This is a genomic window from Arcobacter sp. F155, from assembly GCF_004116455.1.
Lineage (GTDB): Bacteria > Campylobacterota > Campylobacteria > Campylobacterales > Arcobacteraceae > Halarcobacter.
In genome coordinates this window covers 128966-149346 of sequence record NZ_PDJU01000001.1, presented here as the reverse complement: position 1 = coordinate 149346, position 20381 = coordinate 128966, and the positions used below count along the sequence as shown (strand labels likewise).

General features: G+C 29.5%; 20 protein-coding genes. 9 read left to right on the top strand and 11 right to left on the bottom strand.

The annotated features are described in order from the left end of the window. Nucleotides 1–204: 204 nt before the first annotated feature. Genes CRV03_RS00720 through CRV03_RS00705 form a run of 4 tightly spaced genes read left to right on the top strand, consistent with a single transcriptional unit; the run spans nucleotide 205 to nucleotide 3065 of the window. The gene (locus tag CRV03_RS00720) at nucleotides 205–516 is read left to right on the top strand and encodes a 4Fe-4S dicluster domain-containing protein (protein ID WP_129083221.1); all 312 of its coding nucleotides are present in this window, start codon (nucleotides 205–207) and stop codon (nucleotides 514–516) included. Nucleotides 517–532: 16 nt separating this feature from the next. Then, a complete protein-coding gene (locus CRV03_RS00715) occupies nucleotides 533–1663 on the top strand; it encodes a 2-oxoglutarate synthase subunit alpha (protein WP_129083220.1) in 1131 nt (376 codons plus the stop codon). Nucleotide 1664: 1 nt separating this feature from the next. Next, the gene (locus CRV03_RS00710) at nucleotides 1665–2501 is read left to right on the top strand and encodes a 2-oxoglutarate ferredoxin oxidoreductase subunit beta (RefSeq protein WP_129083219.1); all 837 of its coding nucleotides are present in this window, start codon (nucleotides 1665–1667) and stop codon (nucleotides 2499–2501) included. Nucleotides 2502–2510: 9 nt separating this feature from the next. Then, entirely contained in the window at nucleotides 2511–3065 is a 555-nt protein-coding gene (locus tag CRV03_RS00705; RefSeq protein WP_129083218.1) for a 2-oxoacid:acceptor oxidoreductase family protein, read from the top strand. Nucleotides 3066–3087: 22 nt separating this feature from the next. Here the strand turns inward: CRV03_RS00705 and CRV03_RS00700 are convergent, their stop codons facing one another. The 7 genes from CRV03_RS00700 to CRV03_RS00670 all read right to left on the bottom strand — a co-directional run bounded on the left by CRV03_RS00700 (nucleotide 3088) and on the right by CRV03_RS00670 (nucleotide 9302). Continuing rightward, nucleotides 3088–3633: an HD domain-containing protein gene (locus CRV03_RS00700; protein ID WP_129083217.1), complete on the bottom strand. Its 546-nt coding sequence runs from the start codon at nucleotides 3631–3633 to the stop codon at nucleotides 3088–3090. Continuing rightward, nucleotides 3633–4463 (bottom strand): 3'-5' exonuclease, encoded by an 831-nt coding sequence (locus CRV03_RS00695; RefSeq protein WP_129083216.1) that lies wholly within the window; start codon nucleotides 4461–4463, stop codon nucleotides 3633–3635. The genes CRV03_RS00700 and CRV03_RS00695 overlap by 1 nt, the downstream gene beginning before the upstream one ends. Next, on the bottom strand, nucleotides 4450–5043 hold the full coding sequence (locus CRV03_RS00690) for a phosphoribosylanthranilate isomerase (protein ID WP_129083215.1): 594 nt from the start codon (nucleotides 5041–5043) through the stop codon (nucleotides 4450–4452). Before CRV03_RS00690 ends, CRV03_RS00695 begins: the two co-directional genes overlap by 14 nt. Nucleotides 5044–5046: 3 nt before the next feature. Then, nucleotides 5047–5688 (bottom strand): ribulose-phosphate 3-epimerase, encoded by a 642-nt coding sequence (rpe, locus tag CRV03_RS00685; protein ID WP_129083214.1) that lies wholly within the window; start codon nucleotides 5686–5688, stop codon nucleotides 5047–5049. A gap of 70 nt (nucleotides 5689–5758) precedes the next feature. Further along, on the bottom strand, nucleotides 5759–8104 hold the full coding sequence (locus CRV03_RS00680; protein WP_129083213.1) for an MlaD family protein: 2346 nt from the start codon (nucleotides 8102–8104) through the stop codon (nucleotides 5759–5761). Between the two features lie 3 nt (nucleotides 8105–8107). Beyond that, on the bottom strand, nucleotides 8108–8707 hold the full coding sequence (locus tag CRV03_RS00675; RefSeq protein ID WP_164968587.1) for a paraquat-inducible protein A: 600 nt from the start codon (nucleotides 8705–8707) through the stop codon (nucleotides 8108–8110). Continuing rightward, on the bottom strand, nucleotides 8697–9302 hold the full coding sequence (locus CRV03_RS00670) for a paraquat-inducible protein A (protein WP_164968586.1): 606 nt from the start codon (nucleotides 9300–9302) through the stop codon (nucleotides 8697–8699). Before CRV03_RS00670 ends, CRV03_RS00675 begins: the two co-directional genes overlap by 11 nt. A 71-nt stretch (nucleotides 9303–9373) precedes the next feature. Here CRV03_RS00670 and CRV03_RS00665 point away from each other — a divergent pair, with 71 nt between their 5' ends. The 5 genes from CRV03_RS00665 to CRV03_RS00645 are packed head-to-tail and all read left to right on the top strand — an operon-like array spanning nucleotide 9374 to nucleotide 16326. Beyond that, on the top strand, nucleotides 9374–10507 hold the full coding sequence (locus tag CRV03_RS00665) for an efflux RND transporter periplasmic adaptor subunit (RefSeq protein ID WP_129083210.1): 1134 nt from the start codon (nucleotides 9374–9376) through the stop codon (nucleotides 10505–10507). Nucleotides 10508–10516: 9 nt separating this feature from the next. Continuing rightward, nucleotides 10517–13663 (top strand): efflux RND transporter permease subunit, encoded by a 3147-nt coding sequence (locus tag CRV03_RS00660; RefSeq protein ID WP_129083209.1) that lies wholly within the window; start codon nucleotides 10517–10519, stop codon nucleotides 13661–13663. Next, entirely contained in the window at nucleotides 13656–14939 is a 1284-nt protein-coding gene (locus CRV03_RS00655; RefSeq protein WP_129083208.1) for a TolC family protein, read from the top strand. The genes CRV03_RS00660 and CRV03_RS00655 overlap by 8 nt, the downstream gene beginning before the upstream one ends. Next, nucleotides 14936–15934: a phospholipase A gene (locus CRV03_RS00650; RefSeq protein WP_129083207.1), complete on the top strand. Its 999-nt coding sequence runs from the start codon at nucleotides 14936–14938 to the stop codon at nucleotides 15932–15934. The genes CRV03_RS00655 and CRV03_RS00650 overlap by 4 nt, the downstream gene beginning before the upstream one ends. An 8-nt stretch (nucleotides 15935–15942) precedes the next feature. Beyond that, nucleotides 15943–16326 carry a VOC family protein gene (locus CRV03_RS00645; protein WP_129083206.1) on the top strand — a complete coding sequence of 128 codons (384 nt, stop codon included), beginning with the start codon at nucleotides 15943–15945 and terminating at the stop codon, nucleotides 16324–16326. Here the strand turns inward: CRV03_RS00645 and CRV03_RS00640 are convergent. Genes CRV03_RS00640 through CRV03_RS00625 form a run of 4 tightly spaced genes read right to left on the bottom strand, consistent with a single transcriptional unit; the run spans nucleotide 16301 to nucleotide 20370 of the window. Continuing rightward, nucleotides 16301–16912, bottom strand: coding sequence for a nucleotidyltransferase family protein (locus CRV03_RS00640; RefSeq protein WP_164968585.1), 612 nt, complete (start codon nucleotides 16910–16912; stop codon nucleotides 16301–16303). The two genes, CRV03_RS00645 and CRV03_RS00640, sit on opposite strands and share 26 nt — an antisense overlap. Further along, a complete protein-coding gene (locus tag CRV03_RS00635) occupies nucleotides 16884–17774 on the bottom strand; it encodes an XdhC family protein (protein ID WP_129083204.1) in 891 nt (296 codons plus the stop codon). Before CRV03_RS00635 ends, CRV03_RS00640 begins: the two co-directional genes overlap by 29 nt. Before the next feature lie 2 nt (nucleotides 17775–17776). After that, nucleotides 17777–19915, bottom strand: a complete 2139-nt coding sequence (locus CRV03_RS00630; RefSeq protein ID WP_129083203.1) for a xanthine dehydrogenase family protein molybdopterin-binding subunit — start codon at nucleotides 19913–19915, stop codon at nucleotides 17777–17779. After that, nucleotides 19915–20370, bottom strand: coding sequence for a (2Fe-2S)-binding protein (locus CRV03_RS00625; RefSeq protein WP_129083202.1), 456 nt, complete (start codon nucleotides 20368–20370; stop codon nucleotides 19915–19917). Before CRV03_RS00625 ends, CRV03_RS00630 begins: the two co-directional genes overlap by 1 nt. Nucleotides 20371–20381 lie beyond the last annotated feature (11 nt).

Sequence of the window (20381 nt, the reverse complement as noted above, 5' to 3'; positions counted from 1 at the left end):
TAGTGATATACATCAGGATTGAAAAAATGATTTAAAAATTGAATGTAATTTTTACTTTTTAGCTTGTAACATATGGTAACAAGCCCATAAAATAAGGTTTTTATTGAAAGTTTAATTCTTTTTTATATATGAACTTTAGTTATCATGCTTTAATATTAATTTAGGTTAACTAATTATATTTACAAAAAATTTAAAGGAGAGCATATGTCAATAATGAAAGCTCCTGAAAATACTCCTGTATGGGTAGATGAAAGCAGATGCAAAGCATGTGATGTTTGTGTTTCAGTTTGTCCTGCTGGAGTCCTTGCTATGAGACAAGAACCTCATTCAACATTAGGTGCAATGGTAGAGATTATTGAAAAAGACTCATGTATTGGATGTATGGATTGTGAATTATCATGTCCAGACTTTGCCATTTATGTAGCTGATAAAAAAGAGTTTAAATTTGCAAAACTAACTGATGAAGCAAGGCAAAGAGGCGAAGCAATAAAGAAAAACAATTATAGAAAACTGTAGCCTTTAAGGAGAAATAATGGCAAGAGAATTAATTTCAACTGGTAACGACTTAGCAGCAATAGCAGCAGTTGATGCAGGGTGTGAATTCTTTGGTGGATATCCTATTACACCATCAAGTGAAGTTATGCATACTATTTCAGACCTTTTACCAAAAAATGGTGGTGCTGCAATTCAAATGGAAGATGAAATTGCAGGAATTTGTGCAGCTTTAGGTGCAGCTATGAGTGGTAAAAGATCACTTACTGCAACAAGTGGACCGGGTATTTCATTAAAAGCTGAAAACATTGGACTAGGATATATTGCTGAAGTTCCACTAGTTATCATAGATGTTATGAGAGGTGGACCATCAACTGGACTTCCTACAAGAGTTCAACAAGGTGATATCAACCAAGTAAAAGCTCCAACTCATGGTGACTTTAAATCAATCACTGTTTGTGCATCAACACTTGAAGAGTGTTATACTGAAACTGTAAGAGCGTTTAACCTTGCAGATAGATTTATGCAACCAGTATTTGTATTACTAGATGAAACAATTGGACATATGAGTGGAAAAGCAACTCTTCCAGATTTAGAAGAAGTTAAAAACTCTATTGTACCAAGAAGAGTATTTGAAGGTGATGCTAAAGATTATAGACCATATGATGTTCCAAATGATGAAGCAGCTATCTTAAACCCTATGTTCAAAGGTTATAGATATCACTATACTGGACTTCACCATGATGCAACAGGTCATCCAACAGAAGATGCAGATACATGTCAAAACCTTATGGATAGACTATTTAATAAAGTAGATGCACACTTAGATGAACTAGAATCTTATGAAGAGTATATGCTTGATGATGCCGAGATTATGATTATTGCATATGGTTCTGTTGCACTTTCAGCAAGAGAAGCAATCAATAGATTAAGAAAAGAAGGTGTTAAGATTGGAATGTTTAGACCAATTACACTTTGGCCAAGTCCAGATAAAAAAATCAATGAATGGTGTAGTAAAATTGAAAAAACACTAGTTATTGAATTAAACATGGGTCAATACATTCAAGAGATTGAAAGAGCAAGTGGAAGAAGAGATTTTGCAACTTTATTTAAATCAAATGGTAGACCAATTGCTCCTTTAGAAATCATTGAGAAAGTAAAAGGATTATAAGATGGCTTTTAATTATGATAACTATTTAAGAACTAATAAAATGCCAACTTTATGGTGTTGGGGTTGTGGTGATGGTGTTATTTTAAAAGCACTTATCCGTGCAATTGACAAACTTGGATGGGATATGGACGATGTTTGTGTTGTCTCTGGAATTGGATGTTCTGGAAGATTTTCATCATACATCAACTGTAATACAGTACATACAACACATGGTAGAGCAATTGCTTATGCAACTGGAATTAAACTAGCAAATCCAGATAAAAAAGTTATTTGTGTAACTGGTGATGGTGATGGTTTAGCAATTGGTGGAAACCATACAATCCATGGTTGTAGAAGAAATATTGATATTAACCATATTGTTATTAATAACTTTATTTATGGATTAACAAACTCTCAAACTTCTCCAACAACTCCTCAAGGAATGTGGACAGTTACAGCAAAAAGAGGAAATATTGACCCTACTTTTAATGCTTGTGATTTAGCAATTGGAGCTGGTGCTTCATTTGTTGCAAGAGAGACAATGTTAGACCCTAAAAAGCTTGAAAGAATCTTTGTAAAAGGTTTTGAGCACAATGGTTATTCATTCTTCGATATTTTCTCTAACTGTCATGTTAACCTTGGTAGAAAAAATAAAATGGCTTCTGCTATGGAAAACTTAGAGTGGATTGATGAAATCACGATGGCTAAAACAAAGTTTGAAAAACTAGAAGAAGGTGAAGAGAAAGAGAAACTTTTCCCTACTGGTATTTTAAAACATGATAAAGAAGCTAGAGAATATACAGATATGTATAAACTAGTTCAAGAAGCACATCAAAATAATACTAAAGTAGAGTTATAAGGAGACATCATGGCTAAAACATTAATGAGATTTACTGGTGTTGGTGGACAAGGTGTACTTCTTGCAGGTGCTATTTTTGCAGCTGCTAAAATCAAAGCTGGTGGATATGGTTTAAAAACTGCAACTTATACTTCTCAAGTAAGAGGTGGTCCTACAGTTGTTGATATTACTTTAGAAGATGAAGAGATTTTATATCCATATGCAAATGATGGTGAAATTGATTTTATGTTATCAGTTGCACAAATTTCATATGATCAGTTTAAAAGTGGTGTAAAACCTGGTGGAACTATTGTTGTTGAACCAAACTTAGTTAAACCAACACAAAAAGATAGAGAGAAGTGGAATATCTATGAAATTCCAATTATTACTATCGCAAAAGAAGAAGTAGGAAATGTAATTACTCAATCTGTACTTGCTTTATCTATTGCAAATCATATGACTGGTTATACAGTTGATAATGATACACTAAGACAAACAATGCTTTCTAAAGTTCCTGCAAAAGTTCATGATATAAATAATAAAGCTTTTGATTTAGGTTTAGAGTACGCAAAAAAAGTAAAATAGTTTAGAAAAACTTCTAAACTATTTATCTATTTATATAAATAATATATTGATTGATTTTGTCTTCTAATCTTTTTGAAAGATGAATATTACAGTTTTTTAAACATGATAATATAAATTTTGCTTCTTTGTGATAATTTAATATTTTTAGATTATCCCAAGATGCTGGTGGTTCTTGCATATTTACAATTCTATCTGCAAGTTTTACCATCTGAACTTCATATGGCTGTGTTAGCAGGTTATTAATACTAGCTGCCATTTGTTCTTTTTTAGACTCAATTGTCTCATCTTTTGTTAAAGCATCTACAGCTTCAGCTACTTCAGCTCCAAACTCTTTGTAAATATCATCATAAGTAACATCCGTATCTTCAATAGTATCATGTAACAATGCAACAGTAATCGCTAAATCTGTTTGCTCAAGTTTTAATTCACTCTTTGCACAAGCATGCATTACTTCCATAGCAACTGAAGCTAAATGAGTGATATAAGGAACTTCCGTTGGTGTTTTTTGTTCACCATGGGCTTTTGCTGCAAAGTTCATTGCTTTTTGGTATTTATCTTGTGTAAACATTATTTTTCCACCTTTTGTTTTTCTTCTTTTCTTCCATGATTTACTTTCATTCTAGGCATAACAGGTTTTGCAGTTTTAGAGTATGTAATTAAATCCTCTACTGTTACAACACTGTCATCTAAATGCTTTATAGCTTCTTTTAAAATATATGTTGTACTTAGTGCATCACTATAAGCTCTATGATGATTATCTATATCTATTTGAAGTACTTCTTTTAATGACTTTAGACCATATTTTTCAGCTTTTATTGTTCTTCTAGCTAAATCAATAGTACAAAGCTTTCTATTATGAAGCTTACCTAAGTTACATTTTTCTAAAGAGTTTGAAATAAAGTTATAATCAAATTTTATATCATGGGCTACAAAAACATCATCTTCTAAAAATATTTTAAACTCTTCTAGTACTTTTTTAAGTAAAGGAGCATCTTCTAGCATAGAAGGAGTTATATTCGTTACTCCTTGAATATATTCAGGAATATCTTTAGCATAAACTAAAGACTCAAAAGAGTCTAAAATCTCTCCGTCTTTATATTTTACTGCCCCAATTTCTATTATTTGATGGCCTTTATTTACATGACCACCATTTGTCTCAATATCAACTATACAAAAAGTTTGTTCGCTTATTTTTGTTTTAGTTGTTTTTAAAAAGACTTTATCATCTTCAATATCAATGGGAAATCCATTTGAAAGTAGTAATTCAAACTCTAACTCTGGATTATCAAAAAACTTCTCTTTATGCCTTGAAAGAATATCTAAAAAATCATCAAATAAAATAGGAGCTTTTTTTAGTTTATCTACAAGACTAGAATAGAAATTTTTATTGGATTTCATTTACAGCTTTTACAAAATTTATCATTTTTTGCTTGTCTTTTTTACCCTTGCTTTCTTCAACTCCAGAACTAACATCAACTCCATAAAAAGTATAACCTTTTAATTCAGCGATATTATCTTCTGTTAAACCACCAGCAAGAACAATTTTAGAACAATCAACACGATTAAACCACTCCAAGGCAACTCTTTTGCCTGCTCCACCAAAAGAATCAACAAAAGCATCAACTAAAACATAGTTATTGATATTTTCAATAATATCTTTTTCGCTTTTTGCTCTTATTACTCTCATAGATTTAAATTTTAAAGCATCAAAATCAGTAAAGCTATCATCATCAATTATTTGTGCAAGTTGCATCTTTGCATTTGTACAAACTTGATTTATAAAACCACTGTTTTCATTTACAAAAAGACCTACAGTTTGAATAAAAGGAGGGATTTCATCTACAATTTTTCTAGCTTCAAAAGGTTCAATATATCTTGGACTTTTATCATAAAAAACAAAACCTAATGCATCAGCTCCTGCTTCAACAGCAGCTAAAGCATCCTCTAAATTTGTTATTCCACAAATCTTAATTTTCATAAACTAAACCTGAAGGCTCTTTATTGCTTTTGAGTAGTCTTCATTTCCAAAAACATATGACCCAGCAACAACCATATCTACACCAGCTTCTTTTAGTTCATGAATATTCTTATCATTCACTCCACCATCTACTTCAATTAAACAGGCAGGGTTTCTTTTATTGATAAGTTCTTTTAACTTTTTAGTTTTTTCAACTACACTTGAAATAAACTTTTGACCACCAAAACCTGGATTTACTGACATTAATAAAACCATATCTAAATCTTCAAGTAAGTACTCAATTGCTTCAGGTGGCGTATGAGGATTTAAAACAATAGCAGGTTTAATTCCATAAGATCTAATTTTTTGAATAAGTCTATGAGGGTGTTTCTCACTCTCAATATGAAAAGATATAAACTCAGGTTTTAAAGGAGCAAAAAGCTCTACAAAAAAACTGTTGTTTTCAACCATTAAGTGTACATCTAAAGGTTTTGTTGCAACCTTTGCAACAGGATTAACTACAACTGGTCCAATAGTCATATTTGGAACAAAGTGTCCGTCCATCACATCAACATGAATATAGTCACAACCACCATCACAAATAGCTGTAATTTCTTCATTTAGTTTTCCAAAGTCTGCCGATAAAATCGAAGGTGCTACAAGCATAAATAATAACCTTTTTTAAATAATTGCGGGATTATACCATTGTTTTTCTTGCAAAAATATTTTAAAATTCCTATAGCTTTTCAAACTTAGGATTCCACTGCAACCACTCCTCTTCCACATCATCATATAAAGGGAACCTCATCATAGGTTTTGCTTTTTCTTTATATTCTGTAGGAGTTACTAAAGAAATTCCACCTGCAAGAAGTGTTTCTAAAGTCTCTGTTGTAACTTTTACCCCTAAAAGGCTAATCTCCATTCCAAAAGCTGTTGCATTATAGAAGATTGAATTTTCTCTAACAAGATGTTTAAACTTTTCATCAATATAAAGTTGTAACTCTACTGAAGTTCCATCTTTAGCTAAGTTATATTTTTCTACAACTCCTATTTGAAGTTGTCTATAAAATATTGGAGAATTCTCTTTTAATGAACTTTTACTCTTTGCAAGAACTACAACCCTTAAACCATTTTCATTAAATCTTTCTTCTTTTAAAATCTCATCTAAACTTTTATAAAATTCAAACTTATGAAAACTTTTTACCTCTTTTGCTTTTTCATCTAAGGAAATAAAAGAGATACCACCTTTTACTAAAGTATTTAAAGATTGAGTTTTTATATTTACTTTTTCTAGTGAAAAATCTACATCAAATCCACTTATAGAGTAAAACTTTGTACTTTCGTTTATATATTTTGCATACTTTTCAAAAACAAAGATTTGAGCGTCAACTTTTTTTGTTTTTTCATTATACTTTTTACTTACTACTTTTCCAGCTTCTATTCCCTTATAATAAATAGAGTTAGACTTTAATACACTGTTTGCATTATCAAGTGAAAGAGTATATCTTTCCCCCTTTTGTAAGAAATATTTTTGTTCTAACATCTTCTCATAACTTGGGAATAAGTAAAATCTATTTACTGTTCTTTTTGCTTTTAAATTTTTAGTTTCAAAGGCTATTGAAGAATTTATAAATCCACTTAAAGGAGCAGTTTTAAAAGAGATATTTTCTAAACTAGCATTTATCTCCACAGGTGATTGAATATAAAAAATAGAACTATCATTTACTAAATAAGAGTACTCTTTAAATATCTCTACCTCAACTCTTAATTCATCAGATTTACTATGAAGCTTTTTGTTTTTTACTTGCCCTACTTTTATATCTTTAAAAAATACCGCTGAATCATTTGATACTTTTAAAGTGTCATCACTTTTTAAAACTATTTCTAATGTTTTTCTTTTGATTGGCTCATTATGTAAAGTATAAATATCTTTAATCTCTTCTTCTTTTGTAGACCTTTTAGTAAGATTTATATATGTACCTTTAATCACATTTGATAATTCATCTAACTTTTCTAAAGAGATTGTAGGTTTTTTAAGTTCAAAGTATGGATTTTGTTTTAATAAAGATGCAAACTCTTTTTTTATTTTTATAAAAATAAAACTCTGTTTATCTTCAAGAACAAAACTCAAATCATGAACATATCCTATCTCTATTCCATCATAAAGAACTTTACTAAACTCTTTTTCTAAACCATGCTCAACTTCTGTTTTTAAAACTACATAATCAGCTAAATAATCAATATCCTCTTTACTTGAATATAGATTAAAAATCTTATTTGTATCTTTTAATGGTTCTTTTAAACTATTTGAGTCAAATGCAATTCCACCTGCTATTAAAGAAGCTAAAGTATTAACTTTAAATTTTATACCACTTAAAGAGGCTTTTAAATCTATTGAACTTATATTCCAAAAAGAGCTATCTTCTTTTACTAAATCTTTATACTCTTCTTCTATGAATATTGTATAAAATATATTGTTGTCTTTTAAATTCTTTTTAACAATCTTTCCAACTAAAAAGCTTTTATATAAAATAGGAGCCCCTACTTCTAGTGTCCCACTTGAAGATTTCAAATCTAAGAATAGACCATCTTGTAAATAGTTTATAGGCTTTTCTGATACTGCATTAAATGTATGCTGTTCTTCTAAAGCTTTTATTTGTTCAATATTTTGAGCACTTGGCATTGCTTCAATATAAATACCACTAAAGATTGTATTTAATCCAGATATTTCAGTTAAAGTAGCTTTAGGTTCAACTTTCCAAAACTTAGTACCCTTTTTTGCTACAAGAGTTAAAGCTTTTTTATCAACTGAGATTCTTACTAAAAATCGATTTATATTTTTTTCATCAACTTCGATACTTGATACTATACCTATCTTAATACCTTTGTATTTTAAAGGAGTTTTATCTACTACAAAACCTTCAGCGTTATCAAAATATATTTCTATTTCTTCACCTTGTTTTTCAAAGTGTTTATATAACATTGAAGTAGAGATAAGTAATGCAATAAAAGGTAAAAGCCATATTAAAAATACAATTTTTTTACTCTTTTTTACACTTACATGTTCTATCTTTTCATCCATTTATTAATCCTTATCCCATAATAATCTTGTATCAAAACTCTCTGTTGCTAACATAGTAGAAACAACTACTATTGTAAAAGCTATTGCTGCTGGTCCTGCTATGATATTTGAAAGATTACCAAACTGAACCATTACAATCATCAAAGCAACCACAAATATATCAATCATTGACCATTTACCAATAAATTTAATTATTCTATAATATTTTGTTGCATTTTTTGCTAAATAAGTTTTATTGTATTTTGTTGTATATAACAAATAAATCAATACTACTAATTTAAAAATAGGAACTAAAATACTTGCAACAAAAATAACTAGTGCTATTAAATAAGATTGTGTTTCAAAGAAGTATACTATCCCATCTAAAATAGTACTTGACTCAACTACACCTAAAGTTGTAACTTCCATCATTGGTAAAATATTTGCTGGAAATAAAAATATAATAGCAACTATTGTAAAACTAAGTGTTTTTACTAAAGAGTATTTATCCCTTTGTTTTAATTCACTCTTGCATTTAGTACATACTTTTTCTTCTGCTTTAAAAACACTATTACAGTGAGTACAAAGAACTAAATCTAAATCTTTATCACTTTTATAATTCATCATCATTCCAAACATCATAAGGATTAAATAAAGCCATTGTTAAAGACATCATTATTAAAAAGCCAAGGAAAAAGTAAAAACCTAATCCTATATCTAAAGTCGCCATTTTTTGTAACTTTATGATTGCAATAACAATACTAATCATATATATTTCACCCATTTGCCACTCTAAAAGATGTTCATAAAGTTTTAAAGGTTTTGAAACATACTTTGCGTTTTTTCCTAATCTTAATGGAATTAGTATTATTAAAATAAGAATTAACATAAATAAAGGAACAACTATCCCAATAAAAGTAATCAAAATAGAAATAGCTGTATAACCATTTTTAAAGAAAATCAATAAAGTCTCTACTAAAGTTGTACTTTGCTTTAAATCCATAATTTCAAGACTCATTAAAGGCAAAGTAACAGCAGGAACAAAAAGTATAATAGAAGTAAAAACAAAAAGCAGAATTGTTAAATAGTCTTGTCCATATTTATATATTAAAGCATTGCATCTTGGGCAATGAAATTGATGGTCATAGTCTAGATGTGGTTTATTTAAAACAAGACCACAATCTTTGCAAATAGTTAACTTTTTCAAGCTTTTGGACAATTTATTTCCTTCTTTTATTAAAACTATATTATAGTATATTATAAATAATTAATTTATCAAAGGCAGAAGTCATGAATTTAAAATCTATTATAGTTACTTGTATTTCAGTATTTACTTTAGTTTTTTTCACTGGTTGTAATGAAAAAAAAGAAGAAAAAAATAATATACCTACTACACAAAAAGTTAAAGTAGACGTACACACAATTAAAAAGCAGACCTACCCTATTTGGGTTAACTTCTCTGGTAAAACCCAAGCTTATAAAAATGTTGCTATTACTTCAAGGGTAACAGGAGAATTGGAACAAAGACTATTTGAAGCAGGACAACTTGTAAAAAAAGAACAATTACTATTTAAAATAGATGATACAAAATATAAAAACATTGTAGAACAAAGAGAAGCATCTTTAGAAAAAGACAAAGCAAGTTTAAACCTTGCTATTGCAAATGTTAAAAGATATGCACCTTTAGTAGAAAAAGGGCTTGCTCCAAAAGAGAAGCTAGACCAATTAGTTGCTGAACAAAAACAACTAAAAGCTGTAGTTGATGCAGATATTGCAGCATTAAATCAAGCAAAACTAGATGTTGAATATACACAGATTAAAGCAACTATTGATGGTGTTATTGGAAAACCTTTAGTTGATATTGGAAACATGATAAATGCTTCGTCCACTGAATTAGCAAAAATAGTTCAATCAAACCCTTTATATACAAACTTTAGTCCAAGTACAAATGAAGTATCACTTATTAAAAAATACAAATCTGAAGAAAAACCAAAGGTTGAAGTTATTCAGTCTCAAAGTGAATACAACACAGTTAAAACAACTGGTCATGTAGACTTTATCGATAATGTTACAAATGAAACAACAGGAACTGTTGCTATGAGAGCCATCATAAACAATGATGATAATCTTTTACTTCCAGGAACTTTTGTTGAGATAAACCTATTTATTACAGATCAAATTCCAGTAATAGCTGTAAGTCCAAATAACTTAGGACAAAACCAACTTGGAGCTTATGTATTAGTTGTAAATGAACAAAATAAAATTGAAACAAGACAATTAGAATTAAACTATAGCAATAATGATTTAGTAATCATCTCTGGTGGTTTACAAGAAGGAGATAAAGTTATTGTTAGTGATATTACAAAACTTAGAAATGGAATGAGTGTAGAGGCTACACAAGTAGCAAACCCAATTAAACTTTAGGAAGAAGATATGTTTTCAATATTTTTTATAAACCGTCCTATTTTTGCAAAAGTTATCTCTATTTTTATTATGATAGTTGGGCTTATTGCACTTTATTTACTTCCCGTAGCTCAGTTTCCACAAATCACACCTCCTACTATTCAAGTAAGTGCTACATATACAGGAGGTAGTGCACAAGTGGTTGAAACCTCTGTTACAACACCTATTGAAGAACAACTAAATGGTATTGAAGGTATGATTTATATGGACTCTACCTCTTCATCAGATGGTAATTCAACTATAAACTTATACTTTGAATCAGGATATGATTTAGATGTTGCAGCTATTGATGTACAAAATAGAGTTGCCCTAGCAACACCAATTTTACCAGATAGTGTAAAACAAAGAGGTGTTACAACAAAGAAAAAATCAACATCTATGGTTCAAATTTTAACTGTTGATTCAACAAACCCTCAACATGATGCACTATTTTTATCAAACTTTGCAAGTATTAATATTGCTGAAGAGTTAAAACGAATTGATGGTGTTGGAGACGTTCAAAACTTAGGTGAAAGAAAATACTCTATGAGAATCTGGATAAACCCAGATAAACTATCAAATTTAAATATTAGCATTAATGAAGTTGTAGGAGCAATCAAAGAACAAAATGCCCAAGCAGCATTAGGTTCTATTGGTTCAAGTCCAAACTCAACATCAAATAAATTTCAATACACACTTACAAGTAAAACAAAACTTGAATCAGCAAAAGAGTTTGAAGATATCATTGTAAGACACAATGACAATGGAAGTAAAGTTAGAATCAAAGATATTGCTAGAGTTGAGTTAGGAGCTGAAAACTATAGTTGGTCAGCAAAACTAAACAATAAACCAACTGCATTGTTAGGTATCTATCAACTTCCAGGAGCAAATGCTTTAGAAGTAGCCGAACAAGTTGGTAAGAAAATAGAAGAGTTAAAACAAAGATTTCCAGATGGTGTTGTAGTAAAACCAACTTACGATACAACAAAGTTTGTTGAGATTTCTATTAAAGAAGTTATTGTAACTTTATTTGAAGCTTTACTTTTAGTTCTTCTAGTAGTTTACTTCTTTTTACAATCTTTTAGAACAACAATTATTCCAGCAATTGCAATTCCTGTATCTTTAATAGGTACTTTTGCCCTACTTTTAGCTATGGATTTTTCAATCAATACTTTAACTTTATTTGGTCTTATTTTAGCTATTGGTATTGTTGTTGATGATGCAATTATTGTAGTAGAAAATGTAGAAGCAAACTTAGAAAAGAATCCTGATTTAAGTGTAAAAGAAGCTACAAAAATAGCTATGAAAGAGGTTTTTGCACCTGTTATTTCAACAACATTAGTTCTTCTTGCAGTATTTGTACCAGTTACATTTATTCCTGGTATTTCAGGAGCACTTTACCAGCAATTTGCAACAACAATTGCCTTTGCAGTAATTATCTCTTCAATTAATGCACTTACTCTTTCTCCAGCACTTTGTGCAACTTTATTAAAAAGAAAACAAAGAAATGCACAAAATGAAGAGGAAAAGAAAAATATCATTTTTGAAAAGTTTGATAATGCTTTAGAGAGCTTCAAAAAAGTATATAAAAAGATTTTAGAAAAAATAATCAAATACTGGCAAGTTGTAGCTTTAGTTTATGTTTTACTTCTTGGGGCTACATTCTTTGCTTTTAAAACTTTACCAACAGGGTTTATTCCAAATGAAGACCAAGGAACACTTGTGGCTTCAATATCTTTACAAGCAGGAACAACACTTAATAAAACAGAAGATACAACGGATAAAATTGTAGAGCTTATGAAAGAAACAAAAGGTGTTAAAGATGTGATTTCTGTTGCAGGGTTTAACATACTTACAGGAGCGTTAGACTCTTCAGCTGGAACTATTTTCCTAGTATTAGAAGATTGGGAGCAAAGAACTTCAAAAGATACTTCAGTTGAAGCAATTACAAATAATATAAACCTAAAAGCAAAAGAACAAATACAAACAGCAGATGTAAGAGTATTTAATATGCCTTCTATTCCAGGGCTTTCAGCAGTTGGTGGATTTGAAGTAAAACTTCAAAATCTTCGTTCAATGGATATTAAAGATTTTGAGCAAAGAGCAAGTGAGTTTATTCAAAAACTAAATGAAGATAAATCAATTATGATGGCATATACTGGATTTAATAGTAATTATCCACAATACTACATTGATATAAACAGAGATAAAGTTGCTTCTTTAGATTTAAAACTAAATGACGTATTCTCCGTACTTCAAACATATCTTGGTTCTTTATACATCAATGATTTTAACAAATATGGAAAAACATATAGAGTATTTATTCAAGCAGACCAAAACTTTAGAGCAGAAAAGAACTCTATTAATAACTTCTTCGTAAAAAATACTAAAGGAGATATTGTTCCACTAAGTGCAATTGTTGAAATAAAAAGAACAAGTGGAGTTAGTACAATCACACACTTTAACTCATATCAAAGTATTTCAATAAATGGTGTTCATAATATAAAAGAAGGATATAGTTCAGGTGATGCCATTACAGCTATTGAAAAAATAGCTAAAGAGACTTTAGGAACTGATGTTGGTTATGAGTTTGCAGGTATGAGTTTACAAGAAAAAGAAGCAGGAAATGCAGCAATGTATATTTTCTTATTATCAATCTTAATGGTATTTTTATTCCTTTCAGCACAATATGAATCTTGGATGATGCCACTTATGATTATGCTTCCAATTCCAACTGTTATGTTTGGAGCTTTAGGTGCAAATATGCTTGCAGGACTTTTAAATAATACTTATACTCAAATTGGACTTGTACTTTTAATTGGAATGAGTTCAAAAAATGCTATTTTAATTGTGGAATTTGCAAAAGAGTTAAGAGACAAAGGTCAAAGCATAGTTGAAGCGGCTGTAAATGCTTCACTTTTAAGACTTAGAGCTATTTTAATGACTATTTTCTCATTCTTACTTGGTATTTTACCTCTTGTATTTGCAAGTGGAGCAGGAGCTGTATCAAGACAATCTTTAGGTACTGCTGTATTTGGAGGAATGATAATGTCAACATTCTTAACTCTACTTTTAACTCCAGTACTATTTGTAGTACTTCAAAGACTAAGAGAAAGAAAAGGAAAAAACAATGAGTAAACTTTTTATATATTCTATTTGTTTTGTTTTTTTAACTATTAATTTAAATGCAAAAAGTTTAAGCCTAGAAGAGCTTATTGAAATTGCATTAGAAAATAATACAAATATACAACTAAGTAAAAATCAAAAAGATGTTAGTGAGCAAAGATTAAGACAATCACAAGCATCTTATCTTCCATATGTAACATCAAGTGCAAATACAGGTGAGTATGACATTAAACAAAGTGGTGTAAAACAAGATGGAAATGCCACAAGTGTAAGTGTTAATGCAAATCAACTTATTTATGATTTTGGAAAAACTACAACTGCAATAAAAGCTTCAAAATACAATGTAGAAGCTAGCCAAGAAGATGTTACTTCTATTGAAAAACAAATCATTCTAGCAGTAAAAAAAGCTTACTTTGATATTTTAAATAGACATCAACAAATAGTAGTAGCTAAAGAGGCTGTAAAGTTAGATGAACTTCAACTTTCACAGGCAAAAGAGTATTTTAAAGCAGGAATTAGAACTCAAATAGATATCACAAATGCCCAACTTCAATTATCTAATTCAAACCTAAAACTAATCCAAGCAAATTATGATTTAAAAAAAGCAAAAACAAATCTAATCTCTATTTTAGGTAAAGCCATAAGTGAAGACTTAAAAATACAACTTGATGAAGAGGATATTAAACTTTTAGCACAAAATGCAGAACTAAAGTATAAAAATGTAGAAGAGCTAATTGATATTGCTATAAAAAATAGAGCTGAAATGAAAAAATATGAATCACTAATCAAAGCAAACAAAGAGAGTGTAAAAAATGCAAACTATCAATACCTTCCAACTATTGATGTAAGTGCTTCATATAATGAAAAAGATTCAGATGATATCTCTACATTAGACTCAAATCAAACAGCAGTTTTATTAAATATAAAATGGGATATTTTTACAGGTTTTTCTAGGGATGCAAATAAGAAAATAGCTCTTTCAAATCTTAGTTCATCATACAAACAAAAAGAACAACAAGAGTTAGCAATAATTGAAGCTGTAACAAATGCACATTTAAATACTAAGCAAAGTTTTGAAAGTATTAAAATAAGTCTTTTATCATTGAATTTAGCTACTAAAAATCTTGATTTAGCATCACAAAGATACCAAGCTGGATTAAATGATTTATTAGAATTAAATGATGCAAAACTACAATATACACAAGCAAAATCAAATCTTGTAAACACTTACTACTCTCACCTTGTAAATAATGCAAACCTAGAGTACACATTAGGACTTATTAAATGAAAAAAACATTAAGTCTATTATCTATTTGTATTTTATTAAATGCACAAGATACTCAAGAATTACTAAAACAAGCTAAAGAGTATGAAAAAGCAAATGATTATAAAAATGCAATGCTCATTTATAAAAAGCTTGCAAATGTTGAAACTATAGAGTTTCCAAAAGAAGAAGAGGTAAAAATAGTAAAAGAAAAAAAGATTGTAGAAAAAAAAGAGGTTACACCTTTAAAAAATGGATTAAATAGCTTTGATGATAAAGAGACAAAATCAACTATTGAACAAATGCTAGAATCCTCTTTTGATATCTATGCTTACCAAGAAAACTACTTCTTTCCAATCTCATATGATACAAAATCAAAAGAAGATAGAAAAAGAAATGAAGCTAAATTTCAACTAAGTATAAAAAAACCTATAATTCATGATTTCTTTGGCTTTGATGAAACTTTTTACTTTGGTTATACACAAACATCTTGGTGGCAAATATATGATGATTCATCTCCTTTTAGAGAAACAAACTATAAACCAGAAGTATTTGTAACAGTTCCATATGGAAAAAAAGATGAAACTGCATTAAAAGGTTTTAAAGCAGGTTTTTTACATGAATCAAATGGACAAAGCGAAGAAAAATCAAGGTCATGGAATAGAATCTATTTAGAAACATACTTCCAATATAAACACCTTTTCGTAGTTCCTAAAGTTTGGTATAGACTAAAAGAGGATAAAGATAGTGATGATAACCATGATATAGATGATTATTTAGGTTATGGAGACCTTACATTAATGTATCCATATAAAGATCATACTTTTAAACTATTACTTAGAAATAATCTTAAATCAAGTGATAATAGAAGTTATGGACAACTTGATTGGACTTTCCCTTTCTTTGGTTCAAAAAATACATTTGGGCATATTCAAATTTCAAGTGGATATGGAGAAAGTTTAATTGATTATAATGAAGATATCACAAGAATAAACTTTGGTATCTCTTTATCAAGATAGGAAGAAAAATGATAAATATTAAAAACCTAGACCACTTTGTTTTAACAGTAAAAGATATAGATAAAACAGTTGAATTTTATACTAAAGCTTTAGGTATGAAAAAGGAAGTTTTCAAAGGCTCTAGAGTTGCACTGAAATTTGGAAACTCAAAAATAAATCTACATGAACTAGGAAAAGAGTTTGAGCCAAAAGCATTTAATGTAAAAGAAGGAAGTGCTGATTTATGTTTTATTATTGAAACCTCTTTAGAAGAAGCAAAAAAACATCTTTCTAGTTTAGATATAAAATTAGAACAAGATATTATAAAAAGAACGGGAGCTTTAGGAGAGATTCAATCAATTTATCTAAGAGACCCAGATAAAAATCTTATTGAACTATCAAACTATCTTTAAGAAGTTTTTCTTTATCTTCTTTTGTATCAATATCTAAAGAGAACTCCTCTTTTAGTAAAATATCTATTGACTTTTCATTTTGCAATAGATATTTTGCACCAAAATCCTCATCAAGTTTTATCAAATAATCATAAAAAGCTCTTGGAAAAATAGCAGGAACTGTTTTTTTTAAACCTTTACTAGATAAAGAGGAGATAATATGATTATTGTCTATTTTTTCACAAAGCTTTTTCAAATGTGAAACTGGCATAAAAGGTTGGTCGCACAAAAGAATCATACTATTTTTAAATTTTTGTGTAACTTTTATTCCACAAGAAATAGATGTACCCATTCCTTTTTTATAGTTCTCATTAAAAACAGTTGTTACATCAAGATTTTCTAACTCTTTTTCACAAACATCTTTTTTATATCCTAAAACAACATAAACATCATTTGAAATCTCAAGTGCTTTTTTTACAGTGACTCTTAATAAAGTTTCACCATTATAGTTTACTAATTGCTTACAAGAACCTAGTCTCTTTGAGATTCCTGCTGCTAAAACAACAACAGCTAAATTATTAGATTTTACCATTTCGCTTTGACTCAATTTGAGCACAAATAGATAGTGCTATTGATTCTGAACTATTACTTCCTATATCAAGTCCTACAGGAGCAAAAATTCTATTATCATTGTTTAAACCTAGTTTGTTTTTAATTCTAATCATATTCTTTTTATTTCCCATCATTCCAATATACTCAATATTAGAAGAAGCTAATGCTTGTAAATATACCTCATCAGTACTTGGTCTATGACTTAAAATAACTGAAGCATCATACTGTTTAAAATCAATATTTAATACCTCTTTTACATCTTCTAGTTTTATTGTTTTATCTGCATTTCTTACAAATTCATTATTGATTTTTATATCTATAATTGTTGTTTTCCAGCCAAGTAAATTTGCCATTTTGATTAAAGGTTCAACATGTGCTTCTGCTCCAAAAATCAATAAAGAATAAGGTTTTTTAATAGTTTGATAAAATAGATTCTCTTTTAACTCTATACTTCTTTGTTTTTCTTCAAAAAAATATCTTCCATCAATAATAGAACGAACTAAAGTTTTATTTGTATTTTCTAAAGACTCTTGTAATAAACCATAATTCTCTTCATAAAAAAAAGCTTGAATAAAAAACTTACTTTCCCCATGTCCTGAAGATTCATCACTTGGAATATTATCTAAAACAAAAACATCTTTAGTTTCTAAAGCTTGTTTAGATAACTCTAAAAGTTTATTATGAAGTTTAGGACTACCTAATACTCCACAAGTCTTTCCTTCTTCATTTATAACAAATATACTTCCAGCTTTTGAATAAGTAGAACCTAGTGTTTTAATAACACTAGTTACTACTATATTTTGTTTCTGTTTTATAGATTTTTGTATAAATTGATAAACTTGTTTATTTGAAAACATTTTTATCCTAACTTAATTGGGTAAGTTGTATATCTTTTGTTTGTTGCATCATATAAAGCATTTGCAATTGCAGGGAACATAGGAGGAACACCTGGTTCACCTATACCACCAAGCTTAGCACCAGAGTTAATGATTTCAACATTTATTTCTGGAATATCTTTCAATCTATTTACTTCATAGTCATAAAAATTATTTTGAACTGTACTACCATTTTCTATTGTTAACTCAGAATATTTAGTATACCCAATAGCAAAATTAACTGCACTCATTATTTGGTTTTCTACATTATAAGGATTAAAAGCATAACCACAATCAACTGCTCCCCATACTTTCTCTACCTTATAATCATTGTTTTCAACTTTTACTTTTACAACATAGGCAACAATACTACCAAATGACTCAGCAATACCTACTCCGTATCCTGTCCCTTTTTTTCTATTATACCAATCAGACTGTTTTGCAACATTTTTAAGAAGATTTACAAACCTTTCATCTTTTAGATTTTTGATTCTAAAATCAATTGGGTCCATATTTGCAGCACTTGCACCTTGGTCAATAATACAATCAACAATAGGAGCTGAAACAGTATGCCCTACAGAACGTAACCACAAAACAGAGATTGGAGATTCTGGGCAATATGCTTGTAAGTCATTGTTTTCAATCTTATATGGATGATTTTCTAATCCTTCTCTTTGAGTACCATCTATTCCATTCTTTAATAAAAATGGTTCAAACATAGTACCTCTTCCTAAAGATTGATTTATAAGTTTTGCTTTAAAACCTGTAATATTTCCTTCTTTATCAATTGAAAGCTTTGCAGATGATTTAGTCATTGGTCTATAATTACCCTGTTTTATATCATCTTCTCTACTCCATAAAGTCATAACAGGATATGATTCATCCTTTGAAGTATAAATTGCATCTTTAATATAGTCTAAATTTCCAGGGGCTCTTCTACCAAAACTACTTCCTAAATAAGTATTATGATATTCAACCTTTTCATTATCAATTCCTAAAATTTCTGCACAAAGATTTCTTACACTAGTTTGAAACTGACTTCCTAGAGAGATATATGCACTATCTTTTTTATGGTGTACTGTACAGTTTAAAGGCTCCATCATTGCGTGAGCTAAGAAGGGAAAGTCATATTGAGCTTCAACTGTTGTATATGCTTCTTTAAAGGCTTTATCAATATCACCATCTTTTCTCATAACTGGATTTTCATCAGTATCTAATCTTTTTTGATACTCTTCTTTTAAAGTTTGAGTATTTACTTTTGCAAAATCTCCTTCATCCCAGTTTACTTCAACTAAATCTGCAGCTTTTTTTGCTTGCCACCAATAGTCTGCAATTACTGCAATCTTTTGATTTGGTAATTGTTTGATTTTAAGGACCCCTGAAACTTCTTTTGCTTTAGTATCATCAAAAGATTCTATTTTTGCACCAAAAACTTTTGGATGAACTAGCGCTGCATATTTCATATTAGGGAGTCTTAAATCTATTCCAAATGTAGCTTTCCCCGTGATTTTTTCTTCTACTTCTTTTGGATGCCTTTTCATAGGTTTACCTATTAACTTATACTCACTAGGCTTTTTTAACTTAACATCACTAGGTACTTTCTGTTTTTTTATTGTCTCTACAAAATCACCATATGGTAGTTTCTCACTTGTTCTTTTATTTATAACATATGAGTTTTCAGTAGTTACATCAAAAACTCTAACACCCCATTTTTTAGCAGCTGCTTTTTTTATCATCTCTTTTACTGCTGCACCTACTTTTCTTACTTGTTCTTGATGATTAGTGATAGAACCAGAACCACCTGTCATCATTATTCCAGCACCAGGTCTTGCATAAACAGGTTTAACAGGTGCTGGTTCAAAGATAATGTTTTCCCAAGAAGCATCTAACTCTTCTGCAATACACATTGCCATAGTTGAGTAAACACCTTGACCCATCTCAGCTTGTCCCATTATAAAAGTAATTGTATTATCACTTTCAATTTTAATAAAAGCATTTGGTTCTGAAATTTTACTAGTCTCTAACTGTTTTGCCATTCCTTTAACAGGAGCATAAAAACCAATTAAAACAGCTGATGTTGCTATTGAAGTTGTCTTTAAAAAGTCTCTTCTACTTTGTTGCATTATATCTCCTTTGCTGTTTGAGAAATTGCTTTTAGGATTTTATTATAGGTACCACATCTACAAATATTTCCATTCATAGCTTCAACTATCTCTTCTTTTGTTGGATTTTTATTTGATTTCAAAAAACCTGCAGCATTCATAATTTGTCCTGGTTGACAATATCCACATTGAGCTACATCTTCTTTTTTCCAAAATTTTCTTAATGTATTTATTTCATTATCTTCAGTATTTTCAATAGTAGTAACACTTTTTCCAATTGCATCACTTAATTGTGTTTGACAACTTCTAACTGTTTTTCCATCAAGTAAAACACTACATGCTCCACACATTGATACGCCACAACCAAACTTAGTTCCAGTAATGTTTAAATAATCCCTCATTGCCCATAATAAAGGAGTATCTTCTGGTATTTTCGCTACATCAAACTTTTTTCCATCTATAACTATAGTTTTCATTTATTACTTCC

Coding starts and splice junctions, on each gene's coding strand:
- CRV03_RS00680 (WP_129083213.1), bottom strand. CDS start 8,104: ATGGATGAAAAGATAGAACATGTAAGTGTAAAAAAGAGTAAAAAAATT.
- CRV03_RS00625 (WP_129083202.1), bottom strand. CDS start 20,370: ATGAAAACTATAGTTATAGATGGAAAAAAGTTTGATGTAGCGAAAATA.
- CRV03_RS00645 (WP_129083206.1), top strand. CDS start 15,943: ATGATAAATATTAAAAACCTAGACCACTTTGTTTTAACAGTAAAAGAT.
- CRV03_RS00710 (WP_129083219.1), top strand. CDS start 1,665: ATGGCTTTTAATTATGATAACTATTTAAGAACTAATAAAATGCCAACT.
- CRV03_RS00665 (WP_129083210.1), top strand. CDS start 9,374: ATGAATTTAAAATCTATTATAGTTACTTGTATTTCAGTATTTACTTTA.
- CRV03_RS00700 (WP_129083217.1), bottom strand. CDS start 3,633: ATGTTTACACAAGATAAATACCAAAAAGCAATGAACTTTGCAGCAAAA.
- CRV03_RS00635 (WP_129083204.1), bottom strand. CDS start 17,774: ATGTTTTCAAATAAACAAGTTTATCAATTTATACAAAAATCTATAAAA.
- CRV03_RS00655 (WP_129083208.1), top strand. CDS start 13,656: ATGAGTAAACTTTTTATATATTCTATTTGTTTTGTTTTTTTAACTATT.
- CRV03_RS00650 (WP_129083207.1), top strand. CDS start 14,936: ATGAAAAAAACATTAAGTCTATTATCTATTTGTATTTTATTAAATGCA.
- CRV03_RS00720 (WP_129083221.1), top strand. CDS start 205: ATGTCAATAATGAAAGCTCCTGAAAATACTCCTGTATGGGTAGATGAA.
- CRV03_RS00695 (WP_129083216.1), bottom strand. CDS start 4,463: ATGAAATCCAATAAAAATTTCTATTCTAGTCTTGTAGATAAACTAAAA.
- CRV03_RS00660 (WP_129083209.1), top strand. CDS start 10,517: ATGTTTTCAATATTTTTTATAAACCGTCCTATTTTTGCAAAAGTTATC.
- CRV03_RS00675 (WP_164968587.1), bottom strand. CDS start 8,707: ATGAATTATAAAAGTGATAAAGATTTAGATTTAGTTCTTTGTACTCAC.
- CRV03_RS00705 (WP_129083218.1), top strand. CDS start 2,511: ATGGCTAAAACATTAATGAGATTTACTGGTGTTGGTGGACAAGGTGTA.
- CRV03_RS00690 (WP_129083215.1), bottom strand. CDS start 5,043: ATGAAAATTAAGATTTGTGGAATAACAAATTTAGAGGATGCTTTAGCT.
- rpe (WP_129083214.1), bottom strand. CDS start 5,688: ATGCTTGTAGCACCTTCGATTTTATCGGCAGACTTTGGAAAACTAAAT.
- CRV03_RS00715 (WP_129083220.1), top strand. CDS start 533: ATGGCAAGAGAATTAATTTCAACTGGTAACGACTTAGCAGCAATAGCA.
- CRV03_RS00630 (WP_129083203.1), bottom strand. CDS start 19,915: ATGCAACAAAGTAGAAGAGACTTTTTAAAGACAACTTCAATAGCAACA.